Below are 13,525 nucleotides of genomic sequence, written 5' to 3' on the forward strand. Positions count from 1 at the left end.
TTTGTCCTTTTACGAGAGGGACGCGAACTCGATACCAACGAGCACGCGCAGGATAGATTCAGGATCCACGACTTTCGGAGATGCGAACTTCACGGCCGACAGCAAGATGCCAGCAGCCGCGCCCTTGGTCGGCGTCGAGATGAGCGCGGCACCCTGCACCGTCGTAACCGCCGGGAAGTTCAGCTCCACGCGATTGGCGTCGTTCGTGACGGTACCGCCAGACGCGGCGCCGGTTACGACCGCAGGGCGGGTCGCGCCTGCATACGTCGTGATCTCGCCCGCCAAAGCCGGGAACGTCGCGGCGGTGTCCGAGGGTTGAGGGGTGTAGTTGTTCCCGAAGGGCAGCAGGTACCACTGAGTGACCTGAGACGCACCGTTCAGCAGCACATCCAGGGCATGATGAATGCCGGTTTCGGGCATCAAGTTGTGGACGGTTTCCGAACTCAACACCTCGCCGGTACGCCGGTCGAGCACGTCGAGTCGATATGTGAAGCCAACTTTCGTCGGATCGATCACAGCATGCTCTCCTTTCGCACGATCTCTGCCACCATGAAACTCCTTGCTGCGGCGCGCGTATCTTCGGCGCCGAACACAGACGAGATCACTTGTCGCATCCCGTCTTCTTCGCGCAGCAGTGCTGCGCCTTTTCGCCCAGGACGAACCGCAAGTGCGTCCTCCTGGAGATTTTTGACCTGCCCCTGAGCCCCTCCAACTACGAGGCCTCGCGCGCTGAACCACATGACGCTTGTGCTGTTGTCCGACCGGGCCGATGACCCGAGCACCGCGCCATAGGGCAGGATCTCGACCAGGCGCTCCGGCTGATCCACATCGGCGCCCGACAACCACCACGTCTTGTCTGCGGTCGCCAAGTACAGCCCACCATCGACGGGTTCGACCAGCGTCAGGCCCTCAATCGGAATACGGTTACGCAACGGGTTGTAGAGCCAGTGTGCGTACGGCTCGGAGTAGCAGAGCTGATTCGCGTCTGCAGTCAGCAGGCGCCCGTTGTAATACCGCACGATCCTTCCGGGCGGCAGCGGCACGAGGCCGATCGTGTCGAGCTGGCGACCCAGCGCGGGTATCAGCGGAAACACGAAGCTCGAGGCGCTGGTCGTTATCGCGTGATACAGCGTGTCCCCGTTGAGCGGGGACACGTAGATGTTCACTGGTGTACCAGGGAGGCCAGACACCTCGATTCGACCGTTCTCGGGCGCCTGAACCTGCACGGGCCAAGTAGCGCCGGACTCACGCCCTTCCGTGTCCAACGCCGTGACCGCAATCTGGTAGCTGCCTGCACGAAGCGAGCCTCCGGCAGAGGTCGTGACCGTCGGTGCCGGATTCGGCGTGACCGGCGGCGCTGCGCTCACGCCCCGTTCGATGACGCCGAGCTCCGCGCCGTTCGACCAGGCCACTTTGTCGTCTGGCAAGCGGCACCACGACACGGGCCTGCCGTACGCCAGGCCAGACCGCACGGTGTTGCCTGATGGCAGCGCTTTGATCGCGCCACCGTCGACAAAAAACGCCTTACCGCCCTCCGACCACAAGCTGTGACAGTCCGACCCCGGATGTACGCGCGTCGAACCTTTACGGCGTTGCAGCGTGCCTGCGTCCGTCAGATCCACATTCACCGCGTTGCGCAGGTAGTCGCCAACCTTCCGACCACGCTCGACAATGTTGAGCGCGTGATCGGGCAGACGGTTGTTCATGCCGGCGAAGGGGCCGAGAGGGGCTGTGGGCTTTGCAGTCATAGAGGTCTCAGTGCTCCGCGCAGTGTAGAGTGCGAGTCAGCACCGCGTCCTGATGCGGCTGTTCAGGCCCCTCAAACAGCCACCTCGCGCCACTTTCCGCTGCGCCGATCCAGCCCTCTGTCGTCTTTGTACAGCGCGGTCATTGCTGCATCGGTATGGCCAAGCAACGTCTGGATGTCAGCGATCCCTTGAGCGTCATATAGCCTCGCCGAGAGGGAGCGGCATTCATGCAAGCTGGCCGGACTACTGTCCGCGTCGTCGTGAGCACCCAGGGCGCACTCCCTCGCTTGTTCGAAACGCCAACTCATGCTTGCCCCTACTGGGGCTGCGCCAGTCGTCTTGCGCAACAGCAGAGCTTCGTCTGTATCCACGAGAGGTGCGTAGCTGCGGCATGCGTCAACAACCTCGCCGACGGACAGATCCAGCGCGCCCAGGCGCAACGACAATGGGATTGCGATGCGCTCCCCCGTCTTCTGCTGGACGACGTGCAGCAGCCCCGCCCACACGTCAGAGAACTTCATCTTGCGCAGATCTCCCCTGCGCTGCCCGGTGACGAGAGCTAGAGCCAGCATATGTGGCACCCACGGCGGCTGGTGTTCGACAGACCAGCGGTACATGGCCTGCCACTGTGCAAGCGTAAGTCGAGCGCGCGCCACTTTCACGCGTGGGGTCTTGACGCCAAGAGTCGGATCTCTGTCGATCCAACCGTAAGCCACGGCCTCACGCAGCATGTCTCGCGCCTCAATCAACATCCTCCGGGCGAGATGAGGGTGCTTCGCTGCGATCTCGTTGATGTATGCCGCGAAGTCGTGCGCGCGTAGCGATCCAATGCGCCGGTCCCCGAGCTGATTCACGATGCGCCGAATATGGCTTGCCCGGTTCTGCTTCGTCTTGGCCTGAATGGGCTTGGCCTGCACGACCAGCGAGTATGTCTTCGCCCACTCGGCCAGCGTCCGATGTTTCGGAAAGAACCGGCCGAGTGTGGATGCGATGAAGTTCATGGCTTGACGGGCGCTTGGTGGGGAGTCGGCGCGCGAGGGGGATTAGATCAGGTCGGAGCTTATGAAGTGGGTCGGCGCCACGGTGCCGCTCGCCGAGAGGCCCGACATGGCCGTGCCGCAGCCCGCCGGGTCAGATTCGGCTGCTATCGTCAGCCGATAACTCTTGATAGCCCATCCGTCGTTGTTGGGCATTGATGATGTCGATCGCAGACCTCCCGTCGAGCCATCGCTCGGCGATGGCGCGAGCCGTATCGCCGTCGCCCATTTGGATTTCGCTACAGTCCATCAGCCACTCAAGCTCTCGCCTCGGGATCGTCACAGCCGTCACTTTGGTCGCTCCTTCGGAGCAAATGCTCCAAAAACATTGTAGCGGACGTTCCGCCGCCGCACTCCGATCAATCGCCGTCACGCGTGAGTGGATTATATCGTAAGTGCAGCTCGAGCATGGACGTACTCCACGAGCCCGTTGGGGTGATACGACTCCGGCCTCGGTAGCCCGAGCATTGCTGCGCACAACTCCGAGCAGAGGACCCCGCGGCCTGTGATCGGCAGCCGCAGCACATGCTGCGCGAATAGGTCATCCCAGCCGTAGGGGAGCCCCTGCATGCTGCGATAGACAGCCAGCGCGTGGCGCGCGTCGGCCCACGGGACGGGGGTGACAGTCCAGTGCGGCGCAGACGTCTCGATGCGTTTTACTCGCACACCCCCATCTCGAATGCTCGACGAGTAGCACAGTCCGTCGATGATGATCTCGCAGTGCGAATACGGGCCGCGCGTCCAGGCCGCGATGATGCGCCCGCCGATATCCGACCAGCGATGCGGGCGATACGCCGCGAGCTGGACGAGCGACACGTCACAGCTCCGACATCATTGCAAACGCCGCATCGACCTGCGCGGCGGCCAGGCCGAACGTACCGGACATCGCAATCAGATGCGGATTTGCGCGCTCGAAATGCAGGCTCGCGTCGTACCAGTCGATCAAATCCTGCTCCGCGGGGTCGGCGGGATCGAGCCCCGCGCGCCAAGCGGAAACCGGCCCGCGCAAACCCAACCGAGTCAGCCCCTGCAAAAACTGCCTGCGAGTGACTTTTTCGACATACGGCGACGGGCGCGGACCACTGAGCACCTCAACCCGGCCGTTGCCCACGACCATAGCGTACTCGCCCTCGCCCGGCGCGGGCGCATCGGGGACAGCAACCCACCCCTCTGGGATGCCTGCGTGGTCTTCGATTTCTGCCACTGCGCCGGTCCACACGAGCGCGGAATCAGTCTGGATAATGGTCTGCATGATGTCAGCGTCCTGCGTAGATGAAGGGGCGCGCGTGTCCGCTGATCGCCGCGGGCAGATCGGGCAGTTTGAATTGCGTGGCCGCGTTATACGTTGCAGCCGGCGAGCACGTCATCACGCCGTTGCCGGTGCCCGTGCTGGCCACTGCGCAGAACCGCCCCAACGCGGGCGACCACGCGATGCCGAACCACTGGTTATTTGCCGCGGGCGTGCGGACGAGCCAATTGAGCCCGTCCGGGCTGGTCATCACGCCGTTACCTGTACCTGTACTGGCTACAGCACAAAACAACCCCAGCTCCGGTGACCACTCGATACAACGCCATTGGTTCTCGGCCGCACTCAGTAGGGCGGTCCAGTTTACGCCGTCCGGGCTCGTCATGACGCGGTTTGTGCCCGTGGACGCCACCGCACAAAATAACCCCAGAGCGGGCGCCCAGACAATGCCGCGCCACTCATTGTCTGCTGCGCTGGCTCGGGCGGTCCAGTTTACGCCGTCCGGGCTCGTCATGACGCGGTTGCCGGTGCCCGTGCTGGCCACTGCGCAGAACAAGCCCAACTCGGGCGACCATGCGACGTCCCGCCACTCGTTGGCGAGCCCCGCAGTGCTCGCCGTCCAATTTATGCCGTCCGGGCTGGTCATCAGGCGGCTGGTAGTGCCCGATGCGGCTACAGCGCAAAACAGTCTCCGCGCGGGCGACCACGTGATCGCAAACCACGCGCTCTCTGTCGAGCCGTTGCGGGCGGTCCAATTTATGCCGTCCGGGCTGGTCATCACACGGTTGCCGGTGCCCGAACTCGCTACCGCGCAAAACAAGCCCAGCTCGGGCGCCCAAACGACATCGCGCCACGCATTGTTCGCCGTGGGTGTGCGCGCAGTCCAGGTGATCCCATCCGGGCTCGTCATGACGCCGTTGTTTGTGCCGTTTGCTGCGACCGCACAAAACAAACCCAACGCGGGCGACCATGCAACGCTGTTCCACTGCAAGTCCGCCGCGGGCGTGCGGGCGGACCACGTCCCGATGCCGTCTGGCACCGTCCCGATTGCCTCGCGCAGCTCGGGGTACGCGGCGCGCGTATAAACCGCGCCGTTGGCGGGCAGATAGCCAGGATGCTGGCGTTGTGCGTAAATCACAGCGCCGACGCCCATCTCCGGCCGCGGGAGTCCGATTGATTTCACAATCCTCCCGCCCGGGCCCCTTGTGGCGGTAACGAGTTGTCGCTCACCGTCCCCGAGGATAATCTCACCAATGCGCAGCGTATCTCGCTCAAACTGCGTGTTGATTCCGTAATCATTCCGTCGTTCCATTTACTTTCCCTCACATTCCGAAATACGTGCGCAGCAGGATGCGCGGCCAGAGGAAGGTCAGCGTAAAAGCCGCATCGACGTTGGCCCTTAGTGCCGCTTCGACCGCTTCGTTCCAGCGGCAGTAGTCGATTACCGCTGGGCGCGTGCGCGAAGCCTTCCAGTCGTCAAGTTTCGTCACGGACGCCGGCACGGTGTTGCTCCTCGAAGTTGGGGTGTCGGGCGGTTTTCCACGCGCACACCTCAACCATCGGTTTGACTTTGAGGCACTTGTGAGACCAGTCCGGGTAGATGTACTGACTGTGTCGATGCGCGCACTGACGACAGGACATCGGGAGTTCCTGGTAGCTCACCGCAGCTTTCTCCGGGCGTCGTCCCACCGCGCGTAGATAGTCAGCGCCACGCCGGCCAGGGTGGCGATCGGCGACAGGTACTGAAGGATCGAGACGCCCAGCAGCGGGGTCAGCACGCCCGCGATAACCGTCACATCCTCGGCAGTGATCGGCAGCCCTGCGGCGACCTCGGCCGTCTCCGGCGCGCCGACTGCGACGCCTACTGCTGCGCCCGCGGCGGCGATGACGGCACCAGCGACGGTGCGCGACTTCACGAGGGGTTTCGACGTCGGTTCGAAGCCAGCCATCACCGCGGCACGGTCGAACACGTCGTCGCCGTACCATTCCTTACGGCCGTACACCGTAGGCTCGCCGTTCTCGTGTCGCACGATGGCGCGGGCCAGCGCAATGTTGATCTCCCGGTCGAGGAAGTCCAGCGGCTCGTCCGGGTCGAGCCCCGTCAAACGAGAGACGTGTTGCACGTAGGCGCTGCTGTTGTTCTCGCCCGGTGGCGCCCAGCGGTTGATCGCATCGCGCAGCGTCTTGATGTCGTGCCGCTCCTGGTAGTTGATGAGAATCCGCATAAGCGCACGGATGCCAGCCTCGGGGGTATCGAAGACGAGGAATCGCGTGTCGGCCGACTGGTCAGCGCTCATGCCCAGCCAGCGGTCCTTGCCGCGCTCGACGTTGCCCGGGTTGTTGTTGCGGATACCGCGGGGAAGCTGCTTGGTCATCACTTAAGCCCTGCCTTGTGCGCAATGAACATGAACGCCGTCGCAGCGCTCGCAAGCACGAATGCAACGACCCACGAGGAGGTTTGCCGCTGGCCCGGCATCTCCTTTTCGATCGCGGCAACGCGCTGCTCTATGGAGGTCAGCTTGCCGTCGATCTTGTCGATCTGCTTGAAGGCGCGGCCCAGCGCCTCATTGGTCTGCGACTGGCGCTCTTCCACGAGAGCGAGGCGCGTCACCGCACTGGCGATCTGGCGCAATGTCTCCTTCAGCTCGCCGACGTCGTCCGAGAGGAGCCCCAGGCGGGTGATGACGACGTTGATGTCAGATTCAGGCATCAGAACCACGCTCCTGCGACGAAGCGCCGCACGTTGATGCGCTTCCTGCGCATGGCTTTCTCGTCGACCAGCGGGCCGAAGTCGGCCTCGAACGCCGCTGCGTACTGCGCCGCCTTGTTCGGGTCGAACGAGTCGGCATCCTGGCGGCTGTAGTACTGGGAGAGCGCGAAGTTCAGGAGCTTCAGGTGCGTGCGCGCCGGCAGGCCGGGCTCGTCGGAGCCTGCCGCCATCGGATGGCGTGGCACACAGAAGCCCGCAACGCGCGCAGTGCCGCTCGAGTCCGGGATCGGGTAGAGGCGCAGCTTCCCGGAGACCTCGTAGCAGGCGATCGGCTGCCCGGTCGCTGACTCCCACTGCTCGCCCTCCGCGGCGTCCAACATCTCGCGATCGACGAGCTGCAGTCGGCGGCCAGCGAAGAACACCCGCTGCACAGCCCAGATGTAGGCCGGATACTCGGCCAGCGGCTCACCCGCGACGACATCGACCTCGATGGCCTCGTCTTCGATCAAGCGTCCGCGGATCGCGGCCTCGTCCTGCGCCTCGTTGAGCCAGTCGCGCCAGTCGTCGTCGGCGGCGAAGTACGGCACGACAGAGTCATGCGTCACGAGCCGGCCGCGCCGAATGAGCTCGTCGAGCTGCATTACTGCGCGCCCTCCTCGCTCGCCTCGGCTTCCTGCTTGCGACGACGGCCACGAGTCGGCTTCTCAGCGGTCTGCGCGCCCTCCTCGCCTGTCTCGACGGCCCCCTCGGCCACCCAGCTCTCGGGATGCGCGAGGAGCTTCTCGGCGTGCGCGTCGTTGGCGACCTCGCAGACGTGATCGTTCTGGTCGTTCCAGCGGTACGTCACGCCTTCGATCGTCTGGCTGGAGCCCGCTTTCCGGCGGATGATGCAGCGGATTTTCATGGTGTCCTCGCACGAACAAAGCCCGCCCCGGCATCAGCGCAGGGGCGGGCTTCTCACGGCATTACGCCGAGCGGTACAGCAGGGTCAGACCGATGGTGCCGCTGGTCGCGGTGGTGTCGGTCGCGATCTTGATGCCGATCGGACGGTTCGCCGACTGGCTCGGGGCGCAGCGCGACATGGCGCGCAGACCCGCCGAATCGGCACGCAGACCGGCCGCGGTGGTCACTGCACCGCCGGTGAGCCATGCGGCACCGCCTGAGGCCGCGGTATCCAGATCGCTCTTGTCGGCGTTCAGCAAACCGACGGAGACCGTGCCCGCGCCCATCGCATCGCCGTCGAAGAGGACGTCGACCGGCACGTGGCCAGCCGGCAGGTTCATCATTTCAACGATGTCGCCGACGGCCAGGTCGCCGGTCAGGGTGAAAGACGCGCGGCAGGCGACCACTTCGCAGGCAGTCGCCACCGGGGTGGGGATCACGCCACGGGCGTGAGCGGATTGCTTCAGGGCCATCTCGTTTCTCCTTCAGGTCTGGGCCGGGTTAGCTGGGATCCGCGCACGCGACGTCGAGCGCGATCGCGCCGAAGTCGTAGCTGTTACCCTCGATCGTGAAGCGCGACTTCTTCACGCCGAAAATGCTGGCCGTGGTGATGACGACTTGGTTGCCGCGGTCTTCGACTTCTTCGTTCCAGTCGAAGCGCAGTCCAGTCCCGGGCGAACCGAAGGCCACCACACCGGCTTGGCGGCCCATGAACAGGTTCCGAGCGGCAGCTACGGTGCCCACGCCGTAGTCCGAGAAGCGGATCACCCCCTTGTGCTTGTGCAGGATCACGTTGTTGTGCATGCCCAGGCCGCCCTTCATGATCGGGCTGTTGCGCCCATCGCTAGTGGCGATCGCCTTCTGGATGTCGAGCCAGCCGCCGGTACCGGTGTCGGTACGCAGGTCGAACTCGCACCAGGGGTGCATGACGAGCGCGAAGTGCTCTTCACCGTCGATCATCACGGGCTGGATCGCGGGAATGCCGGTCGTGCCACCGCCCATGACCTCGGCGCGCGCCACGGCTCGGTCGATGAGCTTGAGCGACATCTTGTCGCCGGCATCGAGCGAGCCCTTGCTGTTCGCGTCACCGCCGTACATCAGGTGCTGCGCGTCCGGAGCGGTCAGCGGGTTGCCCGCGTAGCCGGCGAAGTCGGTGTCTTCGATGTAGTCCGGATTGATCCCGCGTGCGCCCGACAGGTAGATGAACAGGGTCTCGTCGAAGAGGCGCGCCCACCAGTCCGACTGGCGCACCCGGGCGATCTTGCGCAGATCGTGAATGGTGCGCTTGCGGGTCATCTTTCCGCCCGTGTTCACGCCGCCGCGCAGTTGGTCGATGTAGAGGGAGTCCGTGTAGAACTTCAGATCCTCTTCCTTGCCGCGCAGGATGTTGTCGCCCTGGACCGGCTTCATCTTGAGCTGCATCACCAGGTCGTAGCTGATCTGGTCGCCGGCGTCGTTCTCGAGGTGCGGCAGGGTCTGCAGGGGCGTCTGGGCTTCCTCGCCCACGCCCATGAACTTCTTGTTGAAATAGCTCTTGCGGCTGGTGTCGACCGCCAGGAAGGCGGAGTACTTCTTGACGGCTTTCGGGTCGCCAGCACCCACGACAGTACGAGGCATCAGAATCTCCTTGGAAATACCTCAATCCAAGGCGCACTCTTGCGCACCCGTTTCTACGAGGCCTGACGCTGCAGGCCCTGCAGGCTGGTTATATCGTGCCAGCCAGCATTTTCAGCACCGCGAGCGTCGTCGAGCCCGCAGACTTGCGCGCTCCGTGGCAACTGGATCTTCACCGAATCGTCGGCCTCCACGCTGATGCGCGCCCGCTGGCCCGACTTCTCCAGCAGCGTGACGACAATGCGGCCGCCATCGAGGCGCAGCGCCTCGCCCACGCGGAGGTCGACTTTCATGCTCACGGTCAGGCCACCCCCAGATAGCGCGCTTCCTGCTCGGGTGTCAGCTTGCGCAGCGCCGCCTCGTAGGCCATCGGATCCTTGTCGGCAAGCTTCTCCAAGTAGGCGAACTCGTCGGCACCAGTCTCCGAGAGCTCGGCAGCCGGCAGGTTGGCCAGCGTCTTGGGCAGGTTCGACAGGTCGGGCTGCTTGCCGCCCTTGCGATCCCGGCTCTGCCGCTGCGTCGAGCCGAGATTCATTCGTTCGCGCACCTGGCGGTCGGCCTCCTCCAGAATCCATGCGTCGGAGCGCTTGGCATTCGCTGGATCAGCGTCGAGCTGGCGAACGGCCACATCAAGCGCGGCCTTGAGGATGGGATCCTTGTAGATCGCCGCCGATTCCCCGGAATAGAAGCGCTCGACCTCCCACTTCCAGCGCTGCTCGCGCTGCGCCGCGTTCTGGCTGGCCGCCCACTTCGCCTGCTCCTCGGCCAACTTCAGCGCCATGCGCTCATCAACCAGCGCCTGGTTCTGCACGACGTAGTCGGCGACCGAGATCTCGCCGTCCTCCAGCTTCTGCTGCAGCTCGCCGAAGCGCTGATTCACGCCTTCGAGGCGCGCGGCAAGATCCTCGGGAACCGCGGCCGTGAATTGCGGCTGGAACTCGGGGGGCGCTTCATTGTGAACGGTCGGCGCAGGCTTGGCGGGCGCATCGTCGACGGTCTCTTCACCCGTATCCTGCTCGCCTTCTTCGCTCTCGTCCTCGCCCTCGTCCTCAGCGTCTTCCGCTTCGTCGTCCTGTCCGTCGTCGGATTCCTCGCCTTCGCCTTCGTCGTCAGCGATGTTCTTCAGGATTTCGGCCTCGTCGTCGCTGTCTTCCAGCGCCGCGCGCTCGTCATCGGACAGGCCGGCCAGTTCGTCGGCTTCAAAATCGTCTTGCTTGGGCATGGTGCTCTTGCTCCGTGGTGTGGGTCAGTCTTCGTCGGCTTCGGCCACTACCGCAGCCATTGCCATCATTTTCTGCTTGGCGAGCGCCTGAACCTTGGCCTTCCGCTTCGGGTCTTTGCAGATGCGCTCGTATTCCATCATCGTGTCGAGATCGTTCTTTGCCTGCCAGTCGTCATTCGATACGACCATCACGTTGGTTCCTTTCTTCGCCATTTCTCATGCTCCTGTCTGGCTGGGCTGCACGCCGTCGGCGCGCTGGGTCTCGATGCCCTCCATGGCGCCCACGCCGGGAGACGAGGGCGCAGCCGGGAACATCGGGCTGGTGTTGGTCGGGAACTCGACCTGCGGCGCGGTCGCGCCGGCGGGAACAGGGAAATTCGGGTCGTGGCCAGCGGGCGTCGGCGGCTGATAGCCGAACGCGCGCATCAGCTCATCCGCGATCGGCGCCACAGCCGGCATGGTCGCAATCACCTGTCCGGCCTGCATCGAGGCGTAGCCCGCCTTGATGCCCTTCTCCAGCGCCGCTGCAACGATGTCGCGGGTCTTAGCCTTGATCTGGTCGAGCTCGGCGCGTGCGCGATCAAGCTCGAGCTGTTTCGCCTCAGCCTGCTGTGCTGCAGCTTGCTGGTCGGCCTGCGTCTCCTCGGGCGTGGGGTCGGCATCCGGGTCGCGCTGGCCGTTGATCTTCCGGATCCGCGCCACGAGCTCGTCGCGCCCCGGCAGATCGGCCATCTCGACTACGAGGTCCAGTAGGTTGAGCGCCACCTGCGGATTCATCTGCGCAAGCCGGCCCACGATGTCGAAGAGACTCTCGAACATCGCCTCGCGCAGGGACGATCGGTAGTCCTGCTCGCTGATGACAAAGTCCGCATGCGAGGCGGTCACGTCATTGAGGATCTCGCCGGTGTCGGGGTCGAACCGGTTGATCTGCTCGTACTTCGACGCACCGCGCTCGCCCAGGATGCGGATCACCTTCGGCGCCGAGTAGAACTGCTCGATGCACGCGAGCTCGATCTCGCCAGCGAGCTGCATCGCCAGGCGGAGGTTGTCGAAGACCTCTGCGGTGACAACGCTGCCTTGCTCCTGTTTGGCGAGGATCGCCTTGCCGCTCCTGGCGTTCGTGTCGCGCCCAAGGTTCTCTGCGGTCACGCCCGCCGCGTTGCGGATGTGCGCCGCGTCACGATCCATCAGTAGCAGCTGCTCCTCGGCGAGCTGCGCGTCGCGGTTGATCTTCAGCTCCCGACCGCGATTCTTGATGATGATGCCGTCCGGGCGCGCAACCTCGGCGCGCAGTTCCTCGATGTCATCGACCGCGCCCTCTTCCATCTCGACCTGGTTGGTCGACAGGATCCATTGCGCCTTCGAGTGGCGCTTGTTCATGTCGTCCTGCGGGTCTCGCAGCTGGCGGATGGCGCCATAGGGCGCGTTGTCGCGCTGCCGGCGGTAGCACCACACCGGCACGAACGGGAACTTGCCGTGACGGAACGGCGATGCGCCCTCCCACACCATCCCGGCCGATGTGAAGATGGCGCAGCGAATCTCCATCTCGAGCTTGTCGAAGAGCCCGTAACCGGCCTGAAGCGCCTCGACGTGATCCGGGTTCTTGCCGTCGAACACCTCGCCAACGAGATCCCCGCCGGCGAACTTGCGACGCAGCACAGGCTGTCGATACCAGCACTCGATCATCTTCACGCGAGCACGACGTGACCATGCAAGCGCGGCATGGTCGATCGGCGAGTAGCGGCCCACGCTTGCCCCGGCATAATCCTGGCCGGGTGCAGTCACGCGGGCGCCCAGATACCAGATCTCGTCATCGTCCTCTGCGGTGATCGACACGCCATCAGTTACCGCCTGCCGGATGATGTGCTTACGATCAGGGAAGTAGGCCTCTGCCACGTCCTGATCGAGCCACTTCCAGCGGAACACGTAGCGCGCCTCGGACAGATCCAGCGTGGCGTCGTTGCTGTCGTAAAGCATATTGCGCCACGACTCGGCACGCACAAACAGCATCTCTTCGGTCGGGTCGCCGCGAAGGCCGATCTCCAGCCACCCCACGCCAGCCCGAAGGGAATCCGCAAAGGCATGCGACCGATGAAAGCGGGCCTTGTTGGTGTCATCGAGGTACTTCAGGAGTTGCGTCTTGGCGAGCGCGGAATCGTTGTCGCTCTTCTCTCGCCCCAGAACCTTGTAGTCGATCCGCGTGCGGCGCTCGGTACCGATCATCCAGTCGATCGTCGGCTTGATCTCGTTGAACACGAGCGGCGCCTGGTTTCGGTCAAGCAGCACCTGGGCGTCGTCTTCGGACCACTGCAGGCCGTCGTAGTAGTCGCAGTCGAGCGCCATCTGAAAGCGGTTTGCCGCCTGGCGCTGACTCTCTTGATCGAACCACTCGCGCAGCTTCGTGAAGCGCGCCTTCATTTCCTCGCTGTCGAGGTTATGCCTGCGCTTGGGCTTTGCGGCGACAACCTTCGCCGTGCCGCCCATCCGAGTCGGATCATCGAACGGGCTCGATGCCCGGACATTCTCGAACCCGTTCATTGCAGGGTCACCAGCTCGTCCATCGTCGGGGCAGAGACCTCACGCTCGGCGATCGTCTGCCCGTCCAGCTTGATTGCAAGCTCGCCGACGGCGGCTTGCTCCTGCGCGTTGAGCCCGGTCGGCTCAGGCGGCATCGCAACCAGGTCAGGGAGGCTGTCGACGATCACCCCGGCGATCTTGCGCGCAGCAAAGGTATCGGTCCGCGCGAACCCAAGCTGCGACGCCGCGGCTACAGCCTGGCGGATCAGGTACTCCGTCGGCGCACCGGTTTTCGAGTCGGCGTAACGGAAGGCGGCGGAGAGGCAGATTACGTAAGCCCCTGCGCCGGCAATCGAGCGACGCGCGGGGAAAAGCACCATCGCCGGCTCTTCGTTGATCCACTGGAACGACACGCCGATGTCGCCGTGCTGGCGCACCTTCCAGGCTTTGGCGCCTCCAATCATGACCGCCATGGCAGCCCCTTGATGT

Annotated in this window: 19 protein-coding genes; all 19 read right to left on the reverse strand. The window is 64.3% G+C overall.

What is annotated here, in order from left to right:
- Positions 1–9: 9 nt before the first annotated feature.
- Positions 10–516 (reverse strand): hypothetical protein, encoded by a 507-nt coding sequence (locus B447_RS05005; protein ID WP_002937282.1) that lies wholly within the window; start codon positions 514–516, stop codon positions 10–12.
- Positions 513–1,748 (reverse strand): hypothetical protein, encoded by a 1,236-nt coding sequence (locus B447_RS05010; protein WP_002937283.1) that lies wholly within the window; start codon positions 1,746–1,748, stop codon positions 513–515. The genes B447_RS05005 and B447_RS05010 overlap by 4 nt, the downstream gene beginning before the upstream one ends.
- 71 nt (positions 1,749–1,819) lie before the next feature.
- On the reverse strand, positions 1,820–2,749 hold the full coding sequence (locus tag B447_RS05015) for a tyrosine-type recombinase/integrase (RefSeq protein WP_002937286.1): 930 nt from the start codon (positions 2,747–2,749) through the stop codon (positions 1,820–1,822).
- Positions 2,750–2,879: 130 nt separating this feature from the next.
- The gene (locus B447_RS05020; protein WP_002937290.1) at positions 2,880–3,077 is read right to left on the reverse strand and encodes a hypothetical protein; all 198 of its coding nucleotides are present in this window, start codon (positions 3,075–3,077) and stop codon (positions 2,880–2,882) included.
- A 92-nt stretch (positions 3,078–3,169) separates the two neighbouring features.
- A complete protein-coding gene (locus B447_RS05025) occupies positions 3,170–3,601 on the reverse strand; it encodes a hypothetical protein (RefSeq protein WP_002937294.1) in 432 nt (143 codons plus the stop codon).
- 1 nt (position 3,602) lies between these two features.
- On the reverse strand, positions 3,603–4,037 hold the full coding sequence (locus B447_RS05030) for a hypothetical protein (RefSeq protein ID WP_002937298.1): 435 nt from the start codon (positions 4,035–4,037) through the stop codon (positions 3,603–3,605).
- A gap of 4 nt (positions 4,038–4,041) precedes the next feature.
- Entirely contained in the window at positions 4,042–5,343 is a 1,302-nt protein-coding gene (locus B447_RS22510; protein WP_157384641.1) for a hypothetical protein, read from the reverse strand.
- A gap of 10 nt (positions 5,344–5,353) precedes the next feature.
- On the reverse strand, positions 5,354–5,533 hold the full coding sequence (locus tag B447_RS05040) for a hypothetical protein (RefSeq protein WP_037982413.1): 180 nt from the start codon (positions 5,531–5,533) through the stop codon (positions 5,354–5,356).
- A 156-nt stretch (positions 5,534–5,689) separates the two neighbouring features.
- Positions 5,690–6,406, reverse strand: a complete 717-nt coding sequence (locus B447_RS22710) for a hypothetical protein (RefSeq protein WP_002937304.1) — start codon at positions 6,404–6,406, stop codon at positions 5,690–5,692.
- On the reverse strand, positions 6,406–6,741 hold the full coding sequence (locus B447_RS05050) for a hypothetical protein (RefSeq protein ID WP_002937306.1): 336 nt from the start codon (positions 6,739–6,741) through the stop codon (positions 6,406–6,408). Before B447_RS05050 ends, B447_RS22710 begins: the two co-directional genes overlap by 1 nt.
- A complete protein-coding gene (locus B447_RS05055; protein ID WP_002937319.1) occupies positions 6,741–7,382 on the reverse strand; it encodes a phage adaptor protein in 642 nt (213 codons plus the stop codon). Before B447_RS05055 ends, B447_RS05050 begins: the two co-directional genes overlap by 1 nt.
- On the reverse strand, positions 7,382–7,645 hold the full coding sequence (locus B447_RS05060) for a hypothetical protein (protein WP_002937321.1): 264 nt from the start codon (positions 7,643–7,645) through the stop codon (positions 7,382–7,384). Before B447_RS05060 ends, B447_RS05055 begins: the two co-directional genes overlap by 1 nt.
- A gap of 61 nt (positions 7,646–7,706) precedes the next feature.
- Positions 7,707–8,156 (reverse strand): hypothetical protein, encoded by a 450-nt coding sequence (locus B447_RS05065; RefSeq protein WP_002937323.1) that lies wholly within the window; start codon positions 8,154–8,156, stop codon positions 7,707–7,709.
- Between the two features lie 28 nt (positions 8,157–8,184).
- Positions 8,185–9,300: a N4-gp56 family major capsid protein gene (locus tag B447_RS05070; protein ID WP_002937330.1), complete on the reverse strand. Its 1,116-nt coding sequence runs from the start codon at positions 9,298–9,300 to the stop codon at positions 8,185–8,187.
- A 53-nt stretch (positions 9,301–9,353) separates the two neighbouring features.
- Positions 9,354–9,590 carry a carbon storage regulator gene (locus tag B447_RS05075; RefSeq protein ID WP_002937332.1) on the reverse strand — a complete coding sequence of 79 codons (237 nt, stop codon included), beginning with the start codon at positions 9,588–9,590 and terminating at the stop codon, positions 9,354–9,356.
- An 8-nt stretch (positions 9,591–9,598) separates the two neighbouring features.
- Complete coding sequence (locus B447_RS21770; protein ID WP_002937338.1) at positions 9,599–10,519, reverse strand: hypothetical protein; 921 nt, start codon at positions 10,517–10,519, stop codon at positions 9,599–9,601.
- Between the two features lie 24 nt (positions 10,520–10,543).
- Entirely contained in the window at positions 10,544–10,732 is a 189-nt protein-coding gene (locus tag B447_RS21775; protein WP_002937341.1) for a hypothetical protein, read from the reverse strand.
- Positions 10,733–10,735: 3 nt separating this feature from the next.
- On the reverse strand, positions 10,736–13,057 hold the full coding sequence (locus tag B447_RS05090; RefSeq protein ID WP_157384642.1) for a portal protein: 2,322 nt from the start codon (positions 13,055–13,057) through the stop codon (positions 10,736–10,738).
- Positions 13,054–13,509 carry a hypothetical protein gene (locus B447_RS05095; RefSeq protein ID WP_002937344.1) on the reverse strand — a complete coding sequence of 152 codons (456 nt, stop codon included), beginning with the start codon at positions 13,507–13,509 and terminating at the stop codon, positions 13,054–13,056. The genes B447_RS05090 and B447_RS05095 overlap by 4 nt, the downstream gene beginning before the upstream one ends.
- Between the last annotated feature and the right edge of the window lie 16 nt (positions 13,510–13,525).

It is taken from the genome of Thauera sp. 27, assembly GCF_000310125.2.
Classification (GTDB): Bacteria; Pseudomonadota; Gammaproteobacteria; order Burkholderiales; family Rhodocyclaceae; genus Thauera; species Thauera mechernichensis.